This window comes from Arthrobacter parietis (assembly GCF_039530425.1).
Lineage (GTDB): Bacteria > Actinomycetota > Actinomycetes > Actinomycetales > Micrococcaceae > Arthrobacter_D > Arthrobacter_D parietis.
In genome coordinates this window covers 404,540-429,704 of the sequence record NZ_BAAAON010000003.1, presented here as the reverse complement: position 1 = coordinate 429,704, position 25,165 = coordinate 404,540, and the positions used below count along the sequence as shown (strand labels likewise).

Here is a 25,165-nt window from a genome sequence, read left to right as displayed (position 1 = left end):
ACTAAGGAGATGTACATGGAAGAGCTGCGCGTCACGGCAGGCGGCAACCTTGGGCCGATCGATTCGGCTCGCATTCCGCGGTACGCCGGAGCGGCCACGTTCGCGCGGCTGCCGCGGATCGACCAGGTGGAGAAGACCGACATCACCGTTGTCGGTGTGCCGTTCGACTCCGGTGTCTCCTACCGGCCGGGCGCGCGGTTCGGCGCCAACCATGTCCGCGAGGCCTCGCGGCTGCTGCGCCCCTACAACCCGGCGATGGATATCTCGCCCTTCGAGCGAGTGCAGGTCGCTGACGCCGGTGACATGGCCGTGAATCCCTTCAACATCAACGAGGCCATTGAGACCATCCAGCAGAACGCGCTGGACCTCACGCACGACGGCGCCCGCCTGGTCACGCTCGGTGGTGACCACACCATCGCACTGCCGTTGCTGCGCGCGGCCTCCGAACGCGCTGGTGAGCCGGTTGCGCTGCTGCACTTCGATGCCCACCTGGACACCTGGGACACCTACTTCGGTGCCGAGTACACGCACGGAACACCCTTCCGCCGCGCTGTGGAGGAAGGGATCCTGGACACTGAGGCCATCTCCCACGTCGGCACCCGCGGGCCGCTGTACGGAGTGAAGGACCTGGAGGATGACCGGCGCTTCGGCTTCGGCATTGTGACCTCCTCCGATGTGTTCCGCCAGGGTGTTGACGAAACCGTCGCCAAGCTCCGAGACCGGATCGGGAACCGGCCCCTCTACGTGTCGATCGACATCGACGTGCTGGATCCGGCACACGCGCCGGGCACCGGCACCCCCGAAGCCGGCGGGATCACCAGCCGTGAGCTGCTCGAGATCCTGCGCGGCCTGCGCGGGATGAATCTGGTGGGCGCCGACGTCGTCGAAGTTGCTCCCGCGTACGATCACGCAGAGATCACCGGTGTGGCGGCGTCGCATGTCGCCTACGATCTGGTGAGTCTGATGGCCGACGAAATCTCCACGCGAAAGGACGGCTGATGCAGTCCGTTGACAGTGATGCAACAGTTCCCCCACAGCCGGTCACGGGCCAGCGCAACGGCGGTGACCTGGTTGTCGAGACGCTGAGCGCGCTGGGCGCCTCCACCGTCTTCGGCATCCCGGGCCAGCACGCGCTGGGCCTGTTCGATGCGTTGTCCCGTTCCAATCTGCAGTTCGTCTCTTCCCGGGTGGAAAACAACTCCGCATTTGCCGCCGACGGGTTCTCCCGTGCCACCGGTGAAGTGGGAGTGCTCTTCCTCTCGACCGGACCCGGCGCATTGACCTCTTTGGCCGGGCTGCAGGAGGCATACGCCACGGGAGTGCCGATGGTCGTCATTGCAAGCCAGATCCCGCTTGAGGGCCTGGGCGCCCGCCGGAAGGGCATGCTGCACCAGCTCGATGACCAGAAGGCCTCGGCCGCCAACGTCACCAAGAGCCAGCGGCTGATCCAGCACGCGTCCGGCATCCCGTCCGCGATTCAGGACGCGTGGACCGAAGCCGTCTCTTCGCCCCAGGGGCCGGTGTGGGTGGAGGTTCCGCAGAATGTGCTGCTGGACGCCGTCGTCGTGCCCCAGGTGGAGGATGCGCTGGCAGAGCCGTTCGATAATCCGCCGCGCATCGAGCTGGTCCGTGAAGCCGTCAAGTGGCTCTCGGACGCTAAGCGCCCAGCGATTGTGGCCGGCGGCGGCGCCCGGCGCGGCAAGGCCGAGAAGGAGTTGCTCTCGCTCGCAGAGAAGCTGGATGCGCCGGTGCTGTGCTCGCCCGGCGGCAACGGCGCCTTCCCCTGGAACCACGAGTTGTCGCTGCAATCCTGGGTTGAGGACCGCTACGTCACCGAAGTGCTCGAAGACGCCGATGTGCTCCTGGTGATCGGTTCCTCGCTCGGTGAGGTGACGTCCAACTACTTCAGCCTCGAGCCGCGAGGCCGCATCATCCAGATTGATGCCGAACCCCGGGTCCTCGAATCCAACCGTCCTGCCCTCGGCATCCGGGCCGACGCCGGCCAGGCACTCACCGCGCTGGATGACGCACTCGAACCGGCCGGGCGCCGCACCGGCGACTATGATCCGCGCAGGCTCGTTGCCGAGACACTTGCCAAGGTGCAGGCCCGCCTCGATGAGCAGGACCTGGGCAAGGAGCGGACCTTCATGGCCGACATCCGGGCGGCCGCGCCCGATGACATGCAGACGTTCTGGGACATGACCATCGCGGCTTACTGGGCCTGGAGCTGCTGGGATTCCCGGGATGGAGAATTTCACTCGGCGCAGGGGGCCGGAGGCCTCGGCTACGGCTTCCCCAGCGCTATTGGCGGCTCGGTGGGGCTCGCATCGAAGGGGCTGCCTGACCGCGTGCTTGCCGTGTCTGGCGACGGCTCGGCCATGTACTCGATCGCTGAGCTTGCCACGGCCCGCCAGCACAATCTGCCGGTCACCTGGCTCATTGTCGACGACGGCGGCTACGGCATCCTCCGCGAATATATGGAGGGCGCGTTCGGCAAGGCAACAGCCACCGAGCTCACCCGGCCGGACTTCGTAAAGCTGGCCGAATCCTTTGGCGTCCCCGCTGTCCGCGTGGCGCCGGAAGACGTGCGGGAGGCACTGGAGACAAGCTTCGCTGCGGAGGGTCCCAACGTCGTCGTTGTTGAGACGCTGCTGAGGCTCTTCGCTCCCACACACCTGTGAATTGGGAGGCGAAGTCCGCTGACTCTGGGAGGCCCCGCCGTGTTTGATCTGCGCGAACTGGACAGGCCCATCATCGGAGCGCCGATGGCCGGCGGGCCTACCACGCCGGAGCTTGCCGCTGCGGTGAGCAATGCCGGCGGTCTGGGTTTCCTCGCAGCCGGGTACCGTGCGCCGGAGGATCTCGAGACGCAGCTGCGCAGCGTTTCCGCGCTGAGCAGTGGTCCCGTCGGGGTGAACCTGTTTGTGCCGGATGCCTTCCAGCCGGATGTGGCGCTCCTCGGTGCCTACCGTGAGTCCCTGCGCCCGGAGGCTGCCGCGCTTGGAGCTGAGTTAGGTGAACCCCGGTACGACGACGACGGCTGGGACGCAAAGCTCTCTCTCGTTCTGGATTTCCGCCCCGCTGCGGTGTCCTTCACCTTCGGCTGCCCGGACGCCGCGGTTCTGGGAAGGATGGCCGACGCGGGGATTCTTCCGATCGTCACCGTGACAACCCCCGTTGAGGCGGAGTATGCGGTCACGGCAGGGGCTCGGGCGCTCGCCGTTCAGGGGCCGAACGCCGGCGGTCACCGCGGGACGTTCGATCAGCGGAAGGCACCGGCTTCGGATCCGCTCGAGAACGTGCTTGCCGCTATTCGGTCCAGAACTGCGGTGCCGCTGGCTGCGGGCGGGGGAGTGTCCGGGCCAGCCGACGTCGTGCGTTTGCGTGCAGCGGGCGCCGATGCGGTGCAGGTGGGTACCGCGCTGCTGCTCTCGGATGAAGCGGGCACCAATCCGCTGCACCGGGCAGCGCTGAGCGAGGGTCGATTCGCGGGGACGTCACTTACCCGCGCCTACACCGGACGGTATGCGCGCGGCCTGACGAACCGGTTCATTCGTGAGCATCAGGACGCGCCTGCCGGGTATCCGCAGTTGCACTACGTGACGGCGCCGCTCCGCAAGGCCGCGGTGGCGCAGGGGAATGCCGATGTGGCGCATCTGTGGGCGGGGACCGGGTTTGCTTCGGTACGGCCGGGGCCGGCAGCGGAGATCATCCGGTCCCTGGCCTGAACACAGCGTCTCAATACAGGGCCCGAGGTCAGGCGGCCGTGGATTCGCGTGCAATGACCTCGAACTGCGTCAGGATCTCGCGAGGCGCCGGGCCCGCCGGGTTCTTGATGCGCTCCATGAGTACTTTGATCGCGGTCTTGGCAATTTCTTCTCGTCCGGGGTTGACGCTGCTCAGGGTGGGGATGGAGTAGCGGGTTTCGTCGAGGTCGTCGAAGCCGATCACGGCCACGTCGGAGGGGATGCGCCGGCCGGCCTCCTGCAGCACCCGCATGGCGCCCTGTGCCAGGGTGTCGTTGAAGCCGAACACCGCATCGAACTCGACGCCGCGGTCAAGCAGCTCATGCATCGCTTCGGCACCATTCGCGCGGTGCCACGTGCCGACATAGGCGACCAGGCCGTCGTCGTACTCTATTCCGCGCGATTCAAGCGCCTCACGGTAGCCCTTGAGGCGAAGCCCTGCCGAGCCGATGACCTCGCCCTCATGCGCACCGACGACGGCGATGCGCTGCCTCCCGGTATCCAGCAGGTGTTCGGTGGCGGCACGGGCGCCTTCGACGTTCTGCATGGTGACGTGGTCGCAGCCGCCGGAGAAGATCCGTTCGCCGAGCAACACCATTGGCACTTCGGCGGTGACCAGCGCGGCGTCCTCTTCACCGAGACCGAGAGGGCTGAAGATCAACCCGTCCGACATGCGCAGCCTGGGGCTTTTGAGGACTTCGAGTTCACGGTCGCGTTCGCCGCTCGTCTGCTCGATGAGCACCACCAGACCGCGGGCTTCGGCGGCGCGGATTACGGCGTCGGCCAATTCAGCGAAGTAGGGGAGGCGCAGCTGGGGAACCGCAAGGGTGATGGCACCGGTATGGCCGGATCGAAGACTGCGCGCCGTGAGGTTGGGCCGGTAACCCAACTCGGCGATGGCCTTCTGAACGCGCTCCCGTGTTGCGGGGCGAACGTTCGGGTGGTCGTTGATGACGTTGGACACCGTCTTGAACGACACCCCGGCCACGTGGGCCACATCATGCAGGGTCGCCGCCATGTGGAGAGTCCTTTGTCGAGTTGGAGCCGGTGGGACACATCGCGGTGTCCCACCGGCAGAATATCGCGTTGGTGGAATTCCACGCCGCCGGGCGGTTGACGACCCACATGCTGCGTGAGATTATTTTCAACGTTGTAATCCGCATAAAAACACGAGCACCCGTGCGTTCTGACAGGCAGGAAACTTATCCGTGACCACCACCACCACGCCCGATTCGACGGCGGCCACGACCTCCGCGGCAAGCGGCGAGCTTCCCATGGAAGCGCCGACCACCATCCGCATTGACCGTTCCGCCGTAATCGCGCCCGTCAGCCCAAGAATCTTCGGCTCCTTCGTTGAGCACCTCGGCCGCTGTGTGTATGACGGCATCTACGAACCCGGTCACCCGACCGCCAACGAGGACGGCTTCCGCATGGACGTCGTCGAGCTTGTCCGCGAACTCGGCTCCACGACCATCCGCTATCCCGGCGGCAACTTTGTCTCCGGCTACCGCTGGGAAGACGGCGTGGGCCCCCGCGACCAGCGCCCCGTCCGCCGCGACCTCGCCTGGCATTCCATCGAGACCAACCAGGTGGGCCTCGAGGAGTTTGCGCGCTGGTGCAAGCTGACCGGCTCTGAGCTGATGATGGCGGTCAACCTTGGTACCCGCGGCATTGAAGCGGCGCTCGACCTCCTCGAATACGCCAACCATCCCTCGGGCACAGCGCTGAGTGACCAGCGCATCGCCAACGGCGCCAAGGAACCCTACGACATCCGCATGTGGTGCCTGGGCAATGAGATGGACGGGCCCTGGCAGATCGGGCACATGTCCGCCGAGGACTACGGGAAGATCGCCGCCCGCACCGCCTCCGCCATGAAGACGGCGGACAAGGACCTCGAGCTGGTGGTGTGCGGTTCCTCCGGTTCCTCGATGCCGACCTTCGGTGAGTGGGAGCGTGTGGTCCTTGAGCAGAGCTACGACTACGTCGACTACATTTCCTGCCACGCGTACTACCAGGAGCGCAACGGGGACCTCGGTTCCTACCTCGCTTCCTCGCTGGACATGCAGTACTTCATTGAGACTGTGGTGGCCACGGCGGACCACGTCAAGCACAAGCTCAAGAGCAAGAAGACCATCAAGCTCTCCTTCGACGAGTGGAACATCTGGTATCTCGAGGAGCACCAGGCATCCGATGAGGTCAACGACGAATGGCGCGTAGCCCCGCGCCAGCTCGAAGACACGTACTCCGTCGCTGACGCAGTGGTTTTCGGCAACCTGCTGATCACGCTGCTGAAGAACCATGATCGGGTGGCGTCGGCGTCGCTCGCCCAGCTGGTCAACGTCATTGCACCGATCATGACCGAGCCGGGCGGCGACACCTGGCGCCAGACCACCTTCTTCCCGTTCTCCGTCACCTCACGGCTGGCGAAGGGCGAGGTGTTGCGTCCGCAGATCGACGCCGGCACGTACTCCACGAAGGTCTACGGCGACGCGCCGCTGGTCGATGCTGTGGCCACTGTCGACGGCGGGAAGTCGGCGCTGTTCCTCGTCAACCGCAGTCAGACCGAGACCATTGACGTGTCGGTCGACGTGAAGGATCTCGGCGCCGAAGTCGTCACTGAAGCTCTCACCCTGCATGATGAGGACGTTTACGCCAAGAACACGCGTGAGGACCAGTTCCGGGTGGGCCTGAAGCAGCTGTCCGGCGCAGTGCTCGACGACGGTGTCCTCACCGTCTCGCTGCCTCCGGTTTCCTGGTCAGCGATCGCCCTCGGCTAGTGAAACGACGCGCAGCGGCCTGGTCCGCCACCCTTGCACTCGCTATTGGGGTGGCGGGCTGTGCCGCGCCGGCGTCCTCGTCGGGGGAGTGGGAGCTGAGCGGGGACTATTTCACGCACGATCCCGCTCTGGTAGCCGGTCCCTCACACGATGGGGATGACTGGTTCGTCTACTCCACCGGCGACGGACAGGTTGCCGACGGCAATATCCAGGTCCGCCGCTCGGACGACGGCGTGCACTGGGAATATGCCGGCGAGGTGTGGCAGGAGAAGCCGGAGTGGCTCACCGAGGCGGTTCCCGGCGTCGACAATCTGTGGGCACCGGAGCTCTACGAGCACAACGGCACCTGGTACCTCTACTACTCCGCGTCCACGTTCGGGAGCAATGACTCGCTGATCGGGTTGGCGACGAACAGCACTCTTGATCCCGAGGACCCGGCCTATGAGTGGGTCGACCAGGGCGAGGTCATTGCGTCGGCGGGGGAAAATTTCAACGCCATTGACCCCGGCATTGTGGAGGATGCTGACGGTACGCCGTGGATGAGTTTTGGCTCGTTTTGGGGTGGCCTGCAGCTTGTGGAACTCGAGTGGCCGTCGGGGCTCCTTGCGGACCCGGACGCCGAGCCGGTCACTATCGCCGACCGGGGAACTCCGCCGAATGCCATTGAGGCGCCGTACCTGATTGAGCGCGACGGCTACTACTACCTGTTTGTCTCGAAGGACTTCTGCTGCCAAGGCCTCGAGAGCACCTACAACATGGCGGTCGGGCGGTCCACGGAGATCGATGGGCCCTACGTGGACCGCGACGGTGTGTCCATGCTCGACGACGGCGGCACGCCCCTGTTGGCAAGTGACGGACCGCGTGTGGGCCCCGGTGGCCAGTCCGTTTCCGGCGACCTGCTCGCCTTTCACTACTACGATGAAGCACTCGACGGCGCATTCCGGCTCGGCCTGGTCCCGTTGAACTGGGAGGACGGCTGGCCTACAGCGCGCTGGGAATAGGTGGCACCGGCTGCGCCGAGGTGAAACGCTGAAGCAATGTCATACAGCAAGGGAACCAAGGTCAGCTGGAACACGTCGCAGGGCAAGACGCACGGCACGGTCGTGGAGAAAAAGGACAAGGAGTTCACGTTCGACGGCCAGAAGTTCAACGCCTCCAAGGACGAGCCGTACTACATCGTCGAGAGCGAGAAGTCGGGCAAGCAGGCCGCCCACAAGGAAAGCGCGCTCGACAAACAGTAGCGGGAATGTTTCCGGCTGTTCGCTGGTTCAACTAGATGCAAATGCATGAAGCGCAGCGAAGGAGAACCGGCACATGGAAACACGCCGAGTAGTAGTGGTGTCAGGCGGCATGGGAACGCCATCGTCAAGCCGGATGCTGGCGGATCAGCTCGGAGAGGCAGCCCGTCGCCAGCTCGAGCGCGTCGACATCCACACCGACATCACCACCATCGAACTGCGCGAACTGGCCGTGGACATCGCGAACAACATGGTCACCGGCTTCGCTCCGCCTGCGCTCGCAGACGCCCTGAAGTCCGTGGCGGATGCTGATGCGCTCATTGTTGTCAGCCCGGTCTTCTCCGGCTCCTACAGCGGCCTGCTGAAATCGTTCTTCGATGTCCTCGACAACACCGCACTGGACTCGATGCCCGTGCTCATCGCCGCAACCGGCGGCAGCGTCCGGCACTCCCTCATGCTTGACCACGCCATGCGCCCGCTCTTCACGTATCTCCGGGCCCGCGTTGTCTCGACCGGGGTATACGCCGGTCCCGAGGACTGGGGAACCGGATCCGACGGCGCACCGGCACTGGACCAGCGCGTCACCCGCGCGGCCGGCGAACTCGCGGGCATGATTGCGGGAACGACGACGGCGCGCCGCCCCAACAGCGCGCAGGCCTCCCTTCCGTTCGAGCAGCTTCTGGCTCAGGTGCAGGGCCGCTAGTTCCTAACCCGCGCTGCTGATCCTCCCGCCGCCCTTCCCGCTGAACATGCGGGTTCGGTGGGAACGAGCGTCTTCTTCCCACTGAACGCGCCGGTTCAGTGGGATAGTCGGAGCCGGGATTCTCACCCGCGGGGCTGCGCCGGCACGCGTAAGCGTGTTTTGCTGGACCCATGACTCGGATAGCAGTGGTGGGAGCAGGAATCGTCGGACTGGCTACGGCGCACGCACTTCGGAAAACGGGCGCGGACGTCACTATCTATGAGTCCGGAACCCCCGGCGGCGGACAGTCCGCCGGTGACGGGCGAGTTTTCCGGCACGCCCACGACGACGTCCGACTGGCCGGGTTCGTCAGTCACAGCCGCGCTCTCTGGCGGCAGTGGGAGGCCGAGTTCGGTGTGGAACTGGTGTCCGACGCCGGAGCGGTGGCGATCGGCGACAGCGTCGAGGACAAGCTGCGCATCCTCAGCGACCTTCCACATATCCGCGTGGCGCTCCTGGCCCAGGGCCAACTCGCATCCGCTTTGCCGATCCTCGCCGATTTCGAGGGTAAGGCCATGCTCGATGTGGACGGCGGCGCTATCCGTACCCTCGCCGCTTTTCAGGCCCTGACCGGGAGCCTTACAGAAGCATTGGTGGCCGACCATGTGCTGACGGTCCAGCACACCAGCGACGGTGATGTCGAGATCCGTACCGGAACCGGGGTGGACCATTTTGACCATGCTGTCCTCTGCGCCGGCCGCGGCACGGCTCCACTGGCACGGAATGCGGGGCTCGAGATCCCCGTTGAACTCGCCGCCCATGCCCGCGTGACGTTCCCCGTGCGCCAGGACGTGGATACTCCGCTACCCACCTTCCAGGACGGCAGCGGAACTTTCGGAGAAACCGGAGTCTACGCGGCCCCTTCAGCCGATAACCGTTCCTACTCGGTAGGCCTCAGCGAAACGACCGGGGTACGGCAGGACGGAAGCCTCGCGGATCCTCCGGCACTCGAATCCCTTGCTGCCCGGGCGGCGGCCTACGTCCGCCACGCTCTGCCGGGCCTGGACCCGGAGCCGTCCGGCTACGTGCACTGCTGGGTGACCCGTCTGCCCTGGGGCGAGGACGGCGTAGGGATCTGGTCCACCGGGAAAATCAGCGCCATCGCCGGCCATAATCTCTTCAAACAGGCACCGGCTCTGGGTGAGGCGCTGGCAGAAACTGCAGTGTCCGGCGTCGTGCCCGCCTTACTGCGTCCGGAAGCCCAGCTCGGAAAGGCCTGATTCGCCGGCCCGCTTCTTGGAGCGTGAGCCTCAGTGCATTGTGAAAGTGCGTGCTACGGCATCGTGCACCCTGGGTACTCCGGCCATCCTGCCCATCACCCGATTACGCAGTTCCAGCATGCCCGGCGGCAGTGGACGCCCAAGGATCATGTTGATGTGCGCCTGACGCGAGGCTGCCAGGGCTGCCCGGCGCCGCTCCTCGTTGAAGCGCCGAAGTCCAAGCCCGACGTCGGTGCCCGCCAGCGAAGCGATGACCAGCGGCACGAGCTGCACGGCATCGAGCCACCCCAGGTTCATGCCCTGCCCGCCAATGGGGGACACCTCATGCGCGGCATCGCCGATCAACGCAATACGCCCCTGCACAAACCGTTCCGCTATGCGCCGCCGTACCGCAAAGGAGCTCAACATCGTGTTGTTCCGGGTATCGACGCCCACACCGGTGCGGCTCGCCACCAGCTCCGCGACTGCCTCGGCCGTGGGGTCTTTCACAAGCGACGGCATCCGCACCACCCAGCGCCGGACCGAGCCGGGCAACGGGAAAGACTCAACAATTCCGGCCGGCTCCAGGTACAGGGCAGCGGTGCTTCCGTCACCGGTGGTGTCAGGGAAATCGCCCATGACGTAGGCGTCGGGATACGGCCGGATGCTCGCGCCGATGCCCGCCGCATCGCGTACGGTGCTTCTGGCCCCGTCGGCCCCGATGAGCAACGTGGACCGGTGGGTGCCGTTGTCAGTGATGGTCAGAACCTCACTCCCGACCTCGTGAACGGCCTCGACGGTTTCGCCCCTGCGCAGCGCGTCAGGTGCCAGCTCAGCGAGCCGCTCCGAAAGGATGCGCTCCGTCTGCTCCTGGGGGATTGCAAGCACGTAACGGTGTCTGCCGGGAAGGGACGAGAAGGACAGTTCAGCGACCGTCCGACCGCGGCTCCGCGCAACACCACCGGGGATCTGAACGCCCGCGGCAATCAGGTTTTCTGCTACTCCGGCCTGCTCCAGTGCGGCAAGCGCCGGTGGGTGGATGCCGATCGCCCGGGAGTGCGAACTGCGCTCGGTACGGCGCTCCAGGACCTGAACCTCAACACCTGACTGCGCCAGCAGGATCGCGGCGTACAGCCCTACCGGCCCACCGCCGACTATCAGGACATCAGGCACGGTGCACCAGCAGGTTCCGGAATGGCACCTGCCGCTCCACGCGCCAACCTGGAGGGACGACGGCGCGCAGTTCCTCTGCCAGATAGCTTCGCCGGATCGACGTCAGCCCGTCCTCGCGGATGTAGGAACCGGGCAACGGCAGAGTGGCCACGGAGAACAGTGCAAACCCCACGCGGGTCCGCGACAGGTCGCTGTGCAGGGCGAGCCGCGTGCCCAGCTTCTCCGAGTCGCTGAGCAGTCCGCTCAGCTCGTCCGGCGAGAGGTGGTGGAGCACATGGTTGGAAGTGACGACGTCGAACTGGGCACCTTCGGCGACCAGTTCCGAACTGAACGCACGGCGGTAGCTGAGCCCCGGCGTCGTTGGTTGGCTGCTGGCGAACGCATTCGCGCGTTCGTCAGGGTCAATCGCGGTGATCTCCAGCCTGAAGCCGTCGCGGGCCGCCCAGCGGGCAAGCGCACGGGGTACGTCGCCGCCGCCTGAGCCGACGTCGAGCAGCGTATTGGTACGCGCCGTCGACAGGACCGGCCGGATGTAGCGTGCCCAGGTACGGTGCCAGCCGGCGACCGAGCGGTTGACGAGCGGGAACTGGGCATAGGTGCGGTCGAGCTTGGCGGGATCGCAGTCCGGCTTGTCCATCTCCTCGATTGCCGTGAGGTTCCGGGAGGCGAGGAAGGCCATTCAGGCGGATGTCTTGGTCAGGAGGGCGGTCTCCACTGTGAGCCCCGGACCGAACGCCATGGAGCAGATGCGCTCATCGGAGTCCGAGCCGGGCTGATCGAGGATGTGCTTGAGGACAAACATCACGGTGGCGCTACTCATGTTCCCGTAGTCCCGCAGCGTTTCCCGGGCGGGGACCAGCTGGTCATCGCTGAGCTTAAGCTTGGCCTGCACCTTGTCCAGAATGCTGCGGCCGCCCGGGTGGATGGCCCAGTGCTCGATGTCCCGGTACTCGAGACCGATCAGGGACTCATCGCGTTCCAGTAAGGGAGCGAGGGCGCCGACGATGTGCTCGTCGATGATGTGCGGCACGTAGGTTCCGAGGACCATCTCGAAACCCTCGTCGCCGATGTTCCAGGCCATCGATTCCTCGCCGACCGGGGTCAGGGTGGTTTCGAAGAAGTCGAGGGACAGGGCTGGCCCCGACGGCGGCGCCAGGTCAGTCCGAGCGGTAATGACCGCGGCCGCTGCGCCGTCGGCAAAGAGGGACGTCCCCACAATCGTGTCCGGGTTGTTGGAGGACCGCACGTGCAACGAGCACAGCTCGGCGCTGACCACGAGGACCACCGCGTTGGGATCGGCGTCGCAGAAAGATTTCGCCGCGCGCAGCGCCGGGAACGCCGCGTAGCACCCCATGAAGCCGAGGTGGTAGCGCTGTGCTGACGGGTTCAGCCCCAGTGCGCGGACGATCTTGTAGTCCGGGCCGGGGTTGAAGAACCCGGTGCAGGAAACTGTCACCACGTGGGTGATGTCCTCAGCTTCAACTCCCTCTGCTGCATCCAGCGCTTTCTGTGCAGCTTCGACGAACAGCTTGGTGCCGGCTTCGGCGTAGACCTCGTTCCGGGCCTTGGTGCCCGGGCTGAGGATGGTCATGGTGTCCGAGTCGAAGAACACCGGGGTCTCGTTGTGGCGTTCGAGCGTGAGCTCCTCCACAGCCGTGTAACGCGTATCGATGCCGGAGGAATCGAACGCAGCAGTCACCAGCCGCTGCCCCAACCTGTTCAGCCCCGGCTGTGCTGCAAAGACATCCCGTACCTGGGACTGCACCATGACGGTGGTCGGTACGGCGGTTTCGAGGGACCTCATCAGGACTGTCATAGTTCATTGTTAGGCGACCGAGTAACTGAACACAATACGAAGCAGGCCGCCGGGAAGTCTGCTGCCTCTGCGCTGTGCCTCTGAGACGCCCGCTGCCCGTGGCGTAGCGTGTTGCTATGGCACTGCACCGGAACGTACAACGACGACGCGCACGCGGCCATGAGCAAGCTGGCCGTATGCTCCGCCATGGCTCGGTGTGGGCGGTATCGGCGGTGCTACTGGCCGGGTGCAGTGCGGCACCTCCGAACACCGCTTCGGAGTCTCCTGAAACATCCGCTTCATCTTCCGCAGCCGCGCCAACCGCTTCAGAAACGCCGACTCCCCGGTCCTCGCCGACGCCGTCTGCAACACCCACGCCCTCCGCCGAACCCACGCCCTCTGCCGAACCCACCCCGGAGCGTTTCGAGCTTCCCCGCGGCGGGGTGGAATTGTTTCCGGACTACCGCCTTGTCGGGTTCAGCGGGCATCCCTACTCAGCCGCACTGGGCAGGCTCGGCATCGGTGCAATCGATGAGCGGGTGGATGAGATCGAGGCACTCGGGAAGGAGCTGGCCGGCGAGCGCAAGGTGATGCCGGTGCTGGAGCTGATTGCCGTCGTCGTGCAGGCTGATCCGGGTGCCGACGGCGCCTACCGGACCCGCGCGTCCGATGAGATCATCAGCGGGTATCTCGAGGCCGCCCGCAGGCATGACGGGATGCTGATCCTGAATGTCCAGCCCGGCCGGGCGAGCATGGCTGAGGAAGTCCGTGCGCTTGAGAAGTGGCTGGTGGAGCCGGATGTCGGTGTGGCGCTTGATCCCGAGTGGGACATTACGGCGGAGCAGCTTCCCGGGCGTTCCTACGGGCACACCACGGGTGAGGAAATCAACGAGATTGCTGCGTACCTCGATGGTCTGGTGACCGAGAATAACCTTCCGCAGAAGCCGCTCGTGTTCCATCAGGTGGCTCCCGGCGTCGTCAGTAATGTGGCGGCGATACAGGAATACGCAGGGGTGGAAGTTATCCGGAGCGTGGACGGAATCGGGTCCGCGACGATGAAAATCGAGACCTACAACCTGCTGATGAAGGACTTGCCTCCGACTGTCCACCCAGGGTTCAAGTTGTTCTTCGAGGAGGACGTGGTGCTGGGTCCGCTGATGACGCCGGTCGAGGTCCTGGCGCTTACACCGCAGCCGGAGTACGTTCTGTACGAGTAGGACCCATCCAACATCACTGTGTTGCCGAACACAGGGAAAGACTTCTTTGAGGGATGGTGGACATGGCGGTTCGATCGGCAGCACTGGTTGGCGGCGCCCTGCTCGCTGCGCTCTTCACCAGCGGATGCATGGCTGTCGAGGAGAACCCGCTCGACGTGAACTCTCCGCGCTCGCAGGAGAACGTCAGCGCTGTCCAGCAGACGGTGGCGGACTTCGGTGATGACCCCCTGAACCTCGCCGAGAACGGCGCCACGCTCTGCGCCACTCAGCCTGACATCGGTTACCAGGAATTCACGGTCCTGGTGCACAACGAGGCGCTTGAAACCTTCACTCTCGACGACGTCACCCTGCAGAACCCCGAAGGGCTCACCCTCGTGAGCGCTGAGGTGTCCACGGCCAACCGGGAGGGTCACCACAAGGCACACGGCGAGGACGACGGCGGCGCTCACGGCACGCACAGCGCGGAACCGGCGCCTGCAGCTCCTTCCGAGACGGCTGAGCCGGCCGGTCCGGTTGAGCCGGTGCCAGCGGAGGGCTACAACATCACCACCCATGAGTACGTGAATCTGGTGGTGACGGTCTCGATCGCTGGCGGTGTTGACGGAGGCACATCCCAGGGCGTTTCCGTTGCGTACTCTGCCGGTGGACAGGAATTCACGGGTACCCACCCGCTTGCGATCGAGCTGAACCGCGAGAGCTGCGCCTAACCTTCCCTCCACAGCGGGGCAGCCTTTTAGATTGCTGACCGCGTCAATGCCACAATGGCAGGCGTGAGCGCACCAGTTACCACTCCTCCGTCCATCTTCAAGCAACTCGCCGAGGAACTCGGCGTCCAGCAATGGCAGATCAAGGCTGCGGTGGACCTGCTGGACGGTGGATCAACCGTCCCCTTTATTGCGCGCTACCGCAAGGAAGTCACCGGAACCCTCGACGATGCCCAGTTGCGTGAGCTGGAGGAGCGGCTGCGTTACCTGCGCGAACTCGAGGAGCGGCGTGCGGCCGTGCTTGAGGCGATTGAAGCGCAGGGCAAGCTGACCGCTGAGCTTCGCGCCGCCGTCGTCGGTGCTACCACCAAGGCGCGGTTGGAGGATATCTACCTGCCTTTCAAGACCAAGCGGCGCACCAAAGCTCAGATTGCACGGGAAGCCGGACTGGAGCCGCTCGCGGACTCACTTCTCGCCAACCCATCGCTCGATCCCGTTGCTGAAGCAGGCCGCTTCCTGAACGGGAGCGTTCCCACGGCGGATGACGCGCTGGCCGGTGCCCGGGCGCTGCTCGTGGAGCGTGCCGGGCAGGACGCCGACCTGCTTGCTGACCTGCGTGAACGGCTGTGGAAGCAGGGCCGGCTGCGCTCGCAGGTGGTTTCCGGCAAGGAAGCCGAGGGCCAGAAGTTCTCCGACTACTTTGACTTTGTGCAGGCGCCGTCCGCCATGCCGTCGCACCGGGTCCTGGCACTGCTGCGCGGCGAGAAGGAAGGCGTGCTGCAGCTGACGCTCACCGAGGCTGACTCCACCGACGCTGAAGCTGCGTTGCGTGCCAAGCGCCGTTTCGAGAACTCCGTGGCCGCTTTCCTGGGCGTTGCGGATCAGGGCCGGCCGGCGGATGCGTGGCTCATGGCGACGGTCCAGCAGGCCTGGCGTCGGTTGCTCGCCAAGCTCTCGATCGACCTCCGGGTGCGGCTGTTTGTGGAGGCGGAGACGGAAGCGGTGCGGGTCTTCGCTGCGAACCTGCGCGATGTGCTGCTCGCGGCGCCCGCGGGTGGACGTACCACCATCGGGCTGGACCCCGGCCTTCGGACCGGTGTGAAGGTCGCCGTGGTGGACGGGACGGGCAAGGTCCTCGAAACAGCGACAATTTATCCGCACGCCCCCGCGAAGAAGTGGGATGACGCATTGACTGTGCTCTCGCGGCTGGTAACCACCCACAACGTCGAGCTCATCGCCATCGGCAACGGCACGGCGTCGCGGGAGACGGACAAGCTTGCGTCCGAACTGATCTCGCTTATGTCCGGGCGTACCCTGCAGAAACTGGTTGTGTCCGAGGCAGGCGCGTCGGTGTATTCAGCGTCAGCGTTGGCATCGGCAGAGCTGCCTGAGCTGGATGTGTCGCTGCGTGGTGCTGTGTCGATTGCCCGGCGGCTACAGGATCCGCTGGCCGAGTTGGTGAAGATTGACCCGAAGTCGATCGGGGTAGGCCAGTACCAGCATGACGTGAGTCCTGCGAAGCTGGAGCGCTCGCTTGATGCCGTGATTGAAGACTGCGTGAACGCCGTGGGGGTGGACGTGAATACCGCATCGCCGTCGCTTCTGACCCGGGTGGCCGGCGTGGGGTCCCTGTTGAGCGGGAATATTGTTGCGCACCGTGATGCGAACGGCCCCTTTGCACGCCGAAGCGACCTGCTGAAGGTTCCCAGGCTTGGCGCCAAGGCGTTCGAGCAGTGTGCGGGCTTCCTTCGCATTGCCGGCGGACCTGAGCCTCTGGACGCCTCCAGCGTGCACCCGGAGGCTTATTCTGTGGCGCGGCGAATGGTGAACGATGCCAGTGGCTCACTCCGGTCACTGAACCTCGCAGAGTATGTTGACGATTCGATCGGGCTGCCCACGCTGCAGGATATCCTCACTGAGCTCGAGAAACCGGGGCGGGATCCGCGGCCCGCGTTTGTCACGGCCTCCTTTGCTGATGTCGAGAAGATTTCAGATCTGCGCCCGGGCATGATCATCGACGGCGTGGTCACGAATGTTGCTGCTTTTGGCGCGTTCGTGGACGTCGGGGTGCACCAGGATGGGCTGGTGCACGTTTCGGCGATGGCCGACCGCTTCATCAGCGATCCCCATGAAGTTGTGAAGTCAGGCCAGGTTGTAAAGGTCAGGGTGTTGGAGGCTGACCCTGACCGCAAACGGATCTCCCTCAGCTTGCGGGTCAATGACGACGCCGTGCCGCGGGCCGGCGGGTCTGATCGTCGCGCGCGACGCGGTGAAGAGGCGGACCGCCGTCGTCATCCGAGCGGTGGGCAGGGCGGCAGTTCCAAGCCTGGCGCTTCAAAGCCGGGAGGAAGCTCCAACTCGGGAGCGCAGAAGCAGGGCGGCAAGGGCGCACCGGCTCCGGCGAACAGCGCAATGGCGGAGGCGCTTCGGGCTGCAGGGTTGGCGCCGCGGGACTAGCGCGGGCAGCGACAACCGCGGCTTTCCAGCTCCGGACACGAAAGAGCCCCGCAACGGACACGTTGCAGGGCTCTTTCGTGTGTAGCTGAAACCTTAGGCAGGCAGCTGCAGAACGTCGCCGGTGAAGATGAGGTCGGCGTGGATGAGGGTGTCGGCGTTGGCCTGGTAAAGGGCCTGCCATCCACCTTCGACGCCCAGCTTGGCAGCAATGGTGCTGAGGGTGTCGCCGGACTGGATGGTGTAGGTGTCACCGGACAGCTGAACGGCAGGAGCCGCAGGCGCCTGAACAACTGGTGCCTGAACAACTGGTGCCTGAACAACAGGAGCCTGAGCAACTGGTGCCTGGACAACAGGTGCCTGAACCTGAACCTGCTGCGACTGCACCTGCACAGGGGCGGGTGCCGGAGCAGCGGGGATCGGAGTCGGGTTGGCGCCGGCGGTCAGGCCGAGCTTGGCCGAGCATGCGGGCCATGCGCCCCAGCCCTGTCCGTCGAGTACGCGCTCAGCAACAGCGATCTGCTCTGCGCGGCTGGCGTCCTGGGGGAGACCCTGGCCGCCGAAGCCGGCCCAGGTGGACGGGGTGAACTGCAGGCCGCCGGAGAAACCGTTGCCGGTGTTGATGCCCCAGTTGCCGCCACTCTCGCACTGTGCGAGGGCGTCCCAAGTGCTGGCAGGAGCAGCGTTGGCTGCGCCTGCGGAAGCGGTGATTCCAACACCGACGAGAGCTGCCGCTGCAAATCCACGGCGCGCGTTAAGAGTAAGTTTCTGATTCTTCATATGGGTACGATGCTCCAAAAGGCCACCTGCACTCGTTCCGTCCCCGGACGTCTTTGCGACGTTGCTCACCCTTGACTGATCATTGGTCTTGTCTGTGGTGTCTGCCGGACGAGCAACGTACGGTGGAGGGACAGCACCAGGGCATTATGTGGCAGACGCGTAGAGCGCCGTCTGCTTTGTGGTTACCCGAAGCGGGTTCCTGTCTACCGTAGACTGTTTTCCAATCGTTGCCAAATCGAGACGTGGCGGTTATTGACGGAAGACGTGCAGAGGTTCCTTACCGCGCAGTAGTGAAAACCCCGCAGACCACTGTAAAACATAGGAATGGACGCGCACCGGACAGTCACCTGTGAAATCCCTATGAGATGGTCAGATATGGACGCCTACGGGCACATCAATAACGTCCAGGTGGTGCGGCTTCTCGAGGAAGCGCGTATCCAGGCGTTCGGTCCGCCGGGAGGAACCGGTGCCGCGGGCCAGGATCCGCCGGTGCCCCTCTTCAGCTCCGTGGCCGCAGGGGTCCAGGCGCTGGTGGTGGAACACCGCATCAAGTACACGGCCACCCTGGACTACCGGAACGTCCCGTTGAAAATCGAGGTGTGGATTGCAGACCTGAAAGCTGCGAGCCTCGACATCGCGTACCGCATCCATGATCCGGTGACTCGCCGGGTGTGCGTGTTGGCGCAGACCACACTGGCTTTCGTACACGGCGAATCGGAGTCGCTGCTGCGCATCACTGCTGAGCAGAAGCAGCAGCTGGCGCCCTACGTGGGCCCGGGCCTCTTCAGATAGACCCGTGAGTTGGCAGGACACACCCCTTCTGAGTGCTCATAAGGGGCGTGTCCTGCCAACTCAACGAGGGGTCAGGCGGCGATGTAGCCGTTCGGGTTCAGCACGTACTTGGTGGCCGCACCCTTGTCGAACTCCTCGTATCCGCGCGGCGCATCCTCAAGGGGAATCGCCTTGGCGTTCACTGCCTTCGCGATCTGCACCTTGTCATGCAGGATCGACATCATCAGACCGCGGTTGTACCTCATGACCGGGCACTGACCGGTGGTGAAGGACAGCGACTTCGCCCACCCGGTACCGAGGGAAATCGACAGCGAACCAACCTTGGCCGCCTCGTCGATACCGCCCGGATCGCCGGTGACATAGAGTCCGGGAATGCCAAGCGCGCCACCGGCCGCCGTGATGTCCATCAGCGAGTTCAGGACGGTAGCCGGCGCCTCATGAGAGGAGTCGCTGCCATGGCCGCGCGCCTCGAAGCCGACTGCATCAACACCGCAATCAACCTCCGGCACACCGAGGATCTGCTCGATCTGGTCCTTCGGGTGCCCCTTGGAGACATCGACGGTCTCGCACCCGAAGCTACGGGCCTGCGCCAACCGCTCCTCGTTGAGATCGCCAACAATAACGACGGCGGCACCCAGCAGTTGCGCAGACACCGCTGCGGCGAGGCCTACGGGGCCGGCGCCCGCGATGTAGACAGTGTTCCCGACGGTAACGCCGGCTGTGTAGGCGCCGTGGAACCCGGTGGGGAAGATATCGGAGAGCATGGTCAGGTCAAGAATCTTTTCCAGCGCCTGGTCCCGGTCCGGGAACTTCAACAGGTTCCAGTCCGCGTACGGAACAAGGACGTACTCTGCCTGGCCGCCGACCCAGCCGCCCATGTCCACGTAGCCATAGGCGCTGCCCGGACGGTCGGGGTTGACGTTGAGGCAGATGCCGGTCTTCCGTTCCTTGCAGTTTCGGCATCGACCGCAGGAGATGTTGAACGGGACCGAGCAGATGTCGCCCTTCTTGATGAACTCCACACCGCTTCCCACCTCGATCACTTCACCGGTGATCTCATGCCCCAACACCAGGTCCGTGGGGGCGGTGGTTCGTCCGCGGACCATATGTTGGTCTGACCCGCAGATATTTGTGGCGACCGTCTTGAGGATGACTCCGTGGTCCACCTTGCGGCCGATATTGGCCGGGTTGATCCCCGGTGCGTCCTTGAGATCGAACGTGGGGTAGGGGGTATCAATGACTTCGACCTTGCCGGGGCCCTTGTAGGCCACAGCCCTGTTTCCTGACATGGTGATCCTTCCGATGTGATGGGAGTTCGTCTTCGAACGTCCCTTTCGAAGGCCGCAACTGACCCCGTCTGTCAGAAGGTGGCCTCGCCGTCAGTCTAGGTCTGAAAGGCTTCGCCGTATACCGATTTGATAAACATTCCAGTCGTTCAAAAGTACGTCCCGCCGGGTTTCCGGGCGGGACGTGCTTCGGGGACAAAGATCGCTAGAGGGCACGGCTCCCACGGTGCCGCATGGCATAGGCAGCGCCCAGTCCAACGGCGACGACGCCGAGGATCAGGTTGAGCCAGTTGGTGGATGCGTTGGTCGACAGAATGTTGGCGGCAGAGGTGCCGACAATCAGTCCGTAGAGCCACATGACCAGCAGGACCGCGCCGCTTCCGAGCAGGAAGTTTCGAGCTGAAAGAACTCCGCGGCTCATCCAGACTCCGGCGGCTCCCATGGCTAGATACAGCAGGTTGAGGAGCACCGACACCTGGAACGCGCCCAGGAGCATTGCCTCGGAACCGGATGCAAAGGCCATGGAACCGTATTGTGTGGTGATGCCCGGGATGAATCCGAGAATCCCCACCAGCAGGAAAACTACTCCCATCCCCATCGAGGCGCTGCGAACGTGATCGCGCGTCACATGGAAATCATGCGCATGGTGTGATGCGGTAGTCATCTCCCCTCCTCATGTGTGAATATGACTCTTCGCGGTGCCGCGAAAACGTCAGGAGAGGCGCATCGCCTGCACCGCCGTTGGAGGAGCGCAAACCGCGCCCAACCAGCACTCTCATTTTACTGCTGAAATACCCACCTGATAAGGGAAAACATGGCCAACTGGGCAATGATTACCGGAGCAACTGCAGGCCTTGGGGCGGAGTTCGCGGAGCAACTTGCCCGGCAGGGAAAGGGCCTTGTCCTGGTCGCCCGGGACTCGGCCAGGCTGGAGAAAAAAGCGGCTGCACTTCGCTCCCGCTTCAGCGTGGCGGTGGAGGTGCTGGCCGCGGACCTGCACGACGACGACGGCGTCCGCCGTGTCCTCGACAGGCTGCGGGACAGCACGGAGCCGGTGTCAACCCTGGTCAACAACGCGGGCTATGGCCTGCCCAAATCCTTCGAGGCGAATCCGCTTGAGGACGAACTGAACCACGCGGCGATTCATCTCACCGTTCCCCTTGCGCTCAGCCATGCCGCGCTGCAGGGCATGCTCGCACGCGGTTCCGGGCAGATAGTGAACGTGGCCAGCGTTGCCGGGTTCACTCCGCGCGGGACCTACGGCGCGCTGAAGGCAGCGATGATCAACTTCAGCACCTGGGCCAACTTCGCCTACAAGTCCCGGGGAGTAACCGTAATGGCGTTGTGTCCCGGCTTTGTCCACACTGAATTCCACCAGCGTATGGGCATGGACAAGGGCTCCGTTCCACGCTGGATGTGGTTGGATGCTCAGGGCGTCGTGGACGCTGCCCTGAAGGATCTTTCCGCCGGCAAGGCGGTGTCGATTCCCAGCCTTCGCTATAAGGTGCTTGCGTTCGTTGCGAGGAATGCGCCGTCGTCGTTGGTGGCAAGGCTCGCCGCGCGCGGCAGGTGAACGAATATGTGGGTGGGGTTCATCGAGTTCGACCTCCTGCTGGGGGACGTGCACTCACTGAAGGCGAAGCGTTCGCTGGTTTCGGCCGCTGGTGGCGGAGGTGCGGCGACGTTTCGAGCTGTCAGCTGCCGAAGTCGGTACGCAGGATCTCCACCGCCGCGCAACCGTTGGCGTGGGTCTGGTTTCGGGGGATCGTAGGCACGTTGTCGAGGTGCTGGATGAGGTTGAGCGGTTTGTCGCTGCGCGGCCGGAACTTGAACTCTTGAGTGCTCGACGCCGAATTGTGACCAGCGATGACTAACGGGATCGTCAGCGAACTTACTATCATGGGAACGTTGAGGCGTACTTACGAGGAGGTAAGAGCGTGTCTGGATATTTCAAGCTGGTTGACGCCCATGATCATGGGTACCGGCTCAAACTCATGGCCGGTGACGGCACCCTGGTTGCTGTCTCCGCGTACTTCCCCACCAAACAGGCTGCCATCGAGGGCATCGACGTCATCCGTGAAATCGCCGGTACCGGTCCCGTGATGGACCACACCCGCAGGGAGCAGTCTGCCCACGGTCACGCTGCCAGGGAGCAATCCACCCATGCCGTAGCGAAGCCGCGCCTTTCGGCCTGAAGGTTCGCTCCTAGCCTTCACACTCGACGCAGTAGGTGTGCCCGTTGCTTTCCCGTGCTTTCTGAGACCGGTGCCGGACCAGGAAACAGGAGTAGCACGTGAACTCGTCCTCACCCTGAGGGACCACCTGAACGATCAGCTCTTCGGAGACGATTTCCCCGCCGGGCGTATGTCCTTCATCAAGGGAATCGGACTCGTCCAGCTCAGTTACGACTCTCTTCGCATCGGGGGCGTTGGCGGCTTGCAGTGCCTCCAGCGACCGGTCCTGAGATTCCTTGACGTCGGAACGGACTTCGTCGTAATCGGTTGCCACTTTGGATGTTCTTCTCTCTGGCGTTAGCGGTTGTTACTACAGCAATCTTGCAACACATATGTGCGTGCCTTTGTTCCCACGATTCGGCGATAGTGTCGAATCAATGCAAAGTGAACAGCACGCCTCCAAACTTCCCGACCAGATGCTACTGACGCCGGACCCTACCCGTCCCACGGATGGCTTTGTCCGGGTGCGCGGCGCCCGCGAAAACAATCTGCGCGCCGTGAACGTGGACGTTCCCCGCGATGCGATCGTTGCTTTCACGGGGGTGTCCGGCTCAGGCAAGTCTTCCCTGGCCTTCGGTACTATATACGCCGAAGCCCAGAGACGTTATTTCGAGTCCGTGGCGCCGTATGCCCGCCGGCTCATTCAGCAGGGCCACAACCCCAAAGTGGAACAGATCACCGGGCTGCCTCCCGCGGTTGCACTTCAACAGCGCCGGGGCGCCCAGAGCAGCCGGTCCTCCGTTGGCACAGTAACGACCCTGTCCAACTCTGTACGCATGCTTTTCTCACGGGCAGGCAGTTACCCTGCCGGCGCGGAGCAACTTGATTCGGATGCGTTTTCTCCGAACACCGCTGCCGGAGCCTGCCCGGAATGTCATGGCCTCGGCATAGCGCACACCGTCAGCGAGGATTCGCTGGTGCCGGATCCCTCGCTCAGCATCCGTGACGGAGCCATCGCTGCCTGGCCGGGCGCCTGGCAGGGCAAGAATCTGCGTGACATCCTCACCCACCTCGGCTACGACGTCGAAACTTCCTGGCAGAAGCTGCCGAAAAAGGACCGCGACTGGATCCTTTTCACGGAAGAGCAGCCCGTGGTCGAAGTGACCCCGGAGCGGGACCGCGTAGCAAAGCCGTACAAGGGAAAGTTCTGGAGCGCCCGCAGCTACGTCCTGCACACTCTGGCCGATTCGCAGAGCACCACCATGCGTAACCGTGTTCTGCAGTTCATGCACACCGGACCGTGCACGCGTTGCGGAGGCAGCGGCCTCAGGCCCGATGCCCTCGCCGTGACGTTCGCCGGGAAGACCATCGCCGAGCTCAACGCGGTTCCGTTGAGCGAACTGGCCGGCATCATCCGTCCCACCACCGAGCTGACCTCGGCGGGAACGGCCTCGCGCAGGCGGTCCTCAGGCGAAACCAACGAGGTGGCCGTCGCACTCACCCAGGATCTGCTACAACGGATCACCGTCCTTCTGGATTTAGGCCTGGGTTATCTTGCGCTCGGTCGATCCACTCCCACGCTTTCACCGGGGGAGATGCAGAGACTCCGGATCGCCACCCAACTCCGGTCCGGACTGTTCGGTGTGATCTACGTGCTCGACGAGCCGTCGGCCGGGCTGCACCCAGCGGACGCCGAACCCCTGCTGGCCGTGCTGGACCAGCTCAGGGTTTCCGGCAACTCAGTCTTCGTCGTGGAGCACAACATGGACGTGGTGCGCCGTGCTGACTGGGTTGTGGATGTCGGACCGAACGCCGGCGAGGGCGGCGGTGAGGTGCTCTACAGCGGACCGGTCGACGGGCTTCGAGACGTTGCAGCGTCTGTAACCAGGCCGTTCCTCTTCCGTGGGCACCCTGACGGGACGGGCGACGTCGCTTCAGCCGGTCACGATCACGACGGCGCAACTGCTGGCCAAGGTGCAAGCAGGGAGGCAACAGGTTGGCTCGGGCTGAGGAACATCACCCGGCACAACCTGCGCAACCTCGACGTGGACTTCCCACTCGGAGTACTTACTGCGGTCACCGGTGTTTCCGGCTCCGGCAAATCGACCCTGGTCAGTCAGGTCCTCGCCGAGCTCGTCAAGGAACGGCTGCGTCCACACGGTGAAATTCCACACGGTGCAGATCTGCACGGTGCAGATCCGCACCGTGGGACAACGGAATCGTCGGACACGGGCGAAAATGGCCCTGCTGCCGCCCGCACGGGGTCGCTGACAGTCGACGCGACTTCCGGACGGAACCACCTCGACCGGCTCGTGACGGTTGATCAGAAGCCGATCGGCCGGACTCCGCGCTCCAACCTAGCAACCTACACCGGGCTCTTTGACGCCGTGCGGAAGGAATTCGCCGCCACCGACGAGGCCCGATCCCGTGGCTACGGCGCCGGACGCTTCTCCTTCAATGTGGCAGGCGGCCGGTGCGAGGTCTGCCAGGGCGAAGGGTTCGTGGCCGTGGAGCTGTTGTTCCTGCCCGGCAGTTACGGGCCGTGCCCAGAGTGCGATGGTTCCCGGTTCAATCCCGAAACTCTTGAGGTCACCTACCGCGGCCGGAACGTCGCCGAGGTGCTGGGAATGACGGTTACCGCTGCCGCTGAATTCCTGGCCGACGTACCCTCAGCGGCCCGGAGCCTTCGAACCTTGCTGGAAGTGGGATTGGGCTACCTTAGGCTGGGTCAACCCGCCACCGAGCTGTCCGGCGGAGAGGCCCAGCGCATCAAGCTGGCCACGGAAATGCAGCGTGCCCAGCGCGGTCACACGCTGTACCTGCTGGATGAGCCCACCACCGGATTGCATCCCGCAGATGTCCGTCTGCTGATGACGCAACTGCACGGGCTGGTCGACGCCGGCAACACAGTGATTTTGGTCGAGCACACCATGGATGTTGTCGCCTCCGCTGACTGGGTCATCGATCTTGGACCCGCCGGTGGCGACGGCGGCGGAAAGATCACTGCCGTCGGCACTCCCGCTGCGGTGTCGGCATCACAGGACAGCCGGACCGCCTCGTATCTCGCTGCTACCCTGCACTCCTGACC

23 protein-coding genes and 1 pseudogene are annotated in these 25,165 nt (G+C 64.4%); 16 read left to right on the top strand and 8 right to left on the bottom strand.

Features of this window, described 5'->3' with window-relative positions; translation table 11 throughout:
- Positions 1 to 15: 15 nt before the first annotated feature.
- Genes speB through ABFX19_RS14125 form a run of 3 tightly spaced genes read left to right on the top strand, consistent with a single transcriptional unit; the run spans position 16 to position 3,728 of the window.
- The gene (speB, locus tag ABFX19_RS14135; RefSeq protein WP_277357064.1) at positions 16 to 999 is read left to right on the top strand and encodes an agmatinase; all 984 of its coding nucleotides are present in this window, start codon (positions 16 to 18) and stop codon (positions 997 to 999) included.
- Entirely contained in the window at positions 999 to 2,681 is a 1,683-nt protein-coding gene (locus tag ABFX19_RS14130) for a thiamine pyrophosphate-binding protein (protein ID WP_346028667.1), read from the top strand. The genes speB and ABFX19_RS14130 overlap by 1 nt, the downstream gene beginning before the upstream one ends.
- A gap of 39 nt (positions 2,682 to 2,720) precedes the next feature.
- Positions 2,721 to 3,728, top strand: coding sequence for a nitronate monooxygenase (locus ABFX19_RS14125; protein WP_346028666.1), 1,008 nt, complete (start codon positions 2,721 to 2,723; stop codon positions 3,726 to 3,728).
- A gap of 28 nt (positions 3,729 to 3,756) precedes the next feature.
- Here ABFX19_RS14125 and ABFX19_RS14120 read toward each other — a convergent pair whose 3' ends face one another.
- On the bottom strand, positions 3,757 to 4,764 hold the full coding sequence (locus tag ABFX19_RS14120) for a LacI family DNA-binding transcriptional regulator (protein ID WP_346028665.1): 1,008 nt from the start codon (positions 4,762 to 4,764) through the stop codon (positions 3,757 to 3,759).
- Positions 4,765 to 5,020: 256 nt separating this feature from the next.
- Here ABFX19_RS14120 and arfA point away from each other — a divergent pair, with 256 nt between their 5' ends.
- From arfA to ABFX19_RS14095, 5 genes are all read left to right on the top strand, one after another.
- Positions 5,021 to 6,523 carry an arabinosylfuranosidase ArfA gene (gene arfA, locus ABFX19_RS14115; protein WP_346028752.1) on the top strand — a complete coding sequence of 501 codons (1,503 nt, stop codon included), beginning with the start codon at positions 5,021 to 5,023 and terminating at the stop codon, positions 6,521 to 6,523.
- Complete coding sequence (locus ABFX19_RS14110) at positions 6,523 to 7,524, top strand: arabinan endo-1,5-alpha-L-arabinosidase (RefSeq protein ID WP_346028664.1); 1,002 nt, start codon at positions 6,523 to 6,525, stop codon at positions 7,522 to 7,524. The genes arfA and ABFX19_RS14110 overlap by 1 nt, the downstream gene beginning before the upstream one ends.
- A 36-nt stretch (positions 7,525 to 7,560) precedes the next feature.
- Positions 7,561 to 7,764, top strand: a complete 204-nt coding sequence (locus tag ABFX19_RS14105; protein WP_056550188.1) for a hypervirulence associated TUDOR domain-containing protein — start codon at positions 7,561 to 7,563, stop codon at positions 7,762 to 7,764.
- Between the two features lie 73 nt (positions 7,765 to 7,837).
- A complete protein-coding gene (locus ABFX19_RS14100) occupies positions 7,838 to 8,464 on the top strand; it encodes an FMN reductase (RefSeq protein WP_277357059.1) in 627 nt (208 codons plus the stop codon).
- Between the two features lie 170 nt (positions 8,465 to 8,634).
- A complete protein-coding gene (locus ABFX19_RS14095) occupies positions 8,635 to 9,723 on the top strand; it encodes an NAD(P)/FAD-dependent oxidoreductase (RefSeq protein ID WP_346028663.1) in 1,089 nt (362 codons plus the stop codon).
- Positions 9,724 to 9,753: 30 nt separating this feature from the next.
- On the opposite strand, the gene ABFX19_RS14090 is transcribed toward ABFX19_RS14095, so the two are convergent.
- Genes ABFX19_RS14090 through ABFX19_RS14080 form a run of 3 tightly spaced genes read right to left on the bottom strand, consistent with a single transcriptional unit; the run spans position 9,754 to position 12,691 of the window.
- Entirely contained in the window at positions 9,754 to 10,875 is a 1,122-nt protein-coding gene (locus tag ABFX19_RS14090) for an FAD-dependent oxidoreductase (protein ID WP_346028662.1), read from the bottom strand.
- Positions 10,868 to 11,554 (bottom strand): class I SAM-dependent methyltransferase, encoded by a 687-nt coding sequence (locus tag ABFX19_RS14085; RefSeq protein WP_346028661.1) that lies wholly within the window; start codon positions 11,552 to 11,554, stop codon positions 10,868 to 10,870. The genes ABFX19_RS14090 and ABFX19_RS14085 overlap by 8 nt, the downstream gene beginning before the upstream one ends.
- On the bottom strand, positions 11,555 to 12,691 hold the full coding sequence (locus tag ABFX19_RS14080) for a type III polyketide synthase (RefSeq protein ID WP_346028660.1): 1,137 nt from the start codon (positions 12,689 to 12,691) through the stop codon (positions 11,555 to 11,557).
- 116 nt (positions 12,692 to 12,807) lie between these two features.
- Between ABFX19_RS14080 and ABFX19_RS14075 the strand changes: the two genes are divergently transcribed.
- The 3 genes from ABFX19_RS14075 (at position 12,808) to ABFX19_RS14065 (ending at position 17,048) form a co-directional block, all read left to right on the top strand.
- A complete protein-coding gene (locus tag ABFX19_RS14075; protein ID WP_346028659.1) occupies positions 12,808 to 13,887 on the top strand; it encodes a hypothetical protein in 1,080 nt (359 codons plus the stop codon).
- Positions 13,888 to 13,949: 62 nt separating this feature from the next.
- The gene (locus ABFX19_RS14070; protein ID WP_346028658.1) at positions 13,950 to 14,594 is read left to right on the top strand and encodes a hypothetical protein; all 645 of its coding nucleotides are present in this window, start codon (positions 13,950 to 13,952) and stop codon (positions 14,592 to 14,594) included.
- A gap of 54 nt (positions 14,595 to 14,648) precedes the next feature.
- Positions 14,649 to 17,048: a Tex family protein gene (locus ABFX19_RS14065; protein ID WP_428831048.1), complete on the top strand. Its 2,400-nt coding sequence runs from the start codon at positions 14,649 to 14,651 to the stop codon at positions 17,046 to 17,048.
- A 93-nt stretch (positions 17,049 to 17,141) separates the two neighbouring features.
- On the opposite strand, the gene ABFX19_RS14060 is transcribed toward ABFX19_RS14065, so the two are convergent.
- Complete coding sequence (locus ABFX19_RS14060; protein WP_346028656.1) at positions 17,142 to 17,825, bottom strand: transglycosylase family protein; 684 nt, start codon at positions 17,823 to 17,825, stop codon at positions 17,142 to 17,144.
- A 360-nt stretch (positions 17,826 to 18,185) separates the two neighbouring features.
- Between ABFX19_RS14060 and ABFX19_RS14055 the strand changes: the two genes are divergently transcribed.
- Entirely contained in the window at positions 18,186 to 18,617 is a 432-nt protein-coding gene (locus tag ABFX19_RS14055) for an acyl-CoA thioesterase (RefSeq protein ID WP_346028655.1), read from the top strand.
- A 71-nt stretch (positions 18,618 to 18,688) separates the two neighbouring features.
- Here the strand turns inward: ABFX19_RS14055 and fdhA are convergent, their stop codons facing one another.
- Together fdhA and ABFX19_RS14045 are read right to left on the bottom strand one after the other, a co-directional pair.
- Entirely contained in the window at positions 18,689 to 19,906 is a 1,218-nt protein-coding gene (gene fdhA / locus ABFX19_RS14050) for a formaldehyde dehydrogenase, glutathione-independent (RefSeq protein ID WP_277357049.1), read from the bottom strand.
- 202 nt (positions 19,907 to 20,108) lie between these two features.
- Positions 20,109 to 20,567, bottom strand: coding sequence for a DUF4383 domain-containing protein (locus tag ABFX19_RS14045; protein ID WP_277357048.1), 459 nt, complete (start codon positions 20,565 to 20,567; stop codon positions 20,109 to 20,111).
- Between the two features lie 150 nt (positions 20,568 to 20,717).
- Here ABFX19_RS14045 and ABFX19_RS14040 point away from each other — a divergent pair, with 150 nt between their 5' ends.
- From ABFX19_RS14040 to ABFX19_RS14030, 3 genes and pseudogenes are all read left to right on the top strand, one after another.
- A complete protein-coding gene (locus tag ABFX19_RS14040; protein WP_346028654.1) occupies positions 20,718 to 21,476 on the top strand; it encodes an SDR family NAD(P)-dependent oxidoreductase in 759 nt (252 codons plus the stop codon).
- A 6-nt stretch (positions 21,477 to 21,482) separates the two neighbouring features.
- Positions 21,483 to 21,777: pseudogene (locus tag ABFX19_RS14035) on the top strand (DUF503 domain-containing protein).
- A gap of 63 nt (positions 21,778 to 21,840) precedes the next feature.
- Positions 21,841 to 22,098: a YegP family protein gene (locus tag ABFX19_RS14030; RefSeq protein WP_277357045.1), complete on the top strand. Its 258-nt coding sequence runs from the start codon at positions 21,841 to 21,843 to the stop codon at positions 22,096 to 22,098.
- 10 nt (positions 22,099 to 22,108) lie between these two features.
- Here ABFX19_RS14030 and ABFX19_RS14025 read toward each other — a convergent pair whose 3' ends face one another.
- Entirely contained in the window at positions 22,109 to 22,411 is a 303-nt protein-coding gene (locus ABFX19_RS14025; RefSeq protein ID WP_056550228.1) for a DUF4193 domain-containing protein, read from the bottom strand.
- A gap of 103 nt (positions 22,412 to 22,514) precedes the next feature.
- On the opposite strand from ABFX19_RS14025, the gene ABFX19_RS14020 reads away from it, so the two are divergent.
- Positions 22,515 to 25,163, top strand: coding sequence for an excinuclease ABC subunit UvrA (locus ABFX19_RS14020; RefSeq protein ID WP_428831047.1), 2,649 nt, complete (start codon positions 22,515 to 22,517; stop codon positions 25,161 to 25,163).
- The last annotated feature ends 2 nt before the right edge of the window (positions 25,164 to 25,165 follow it).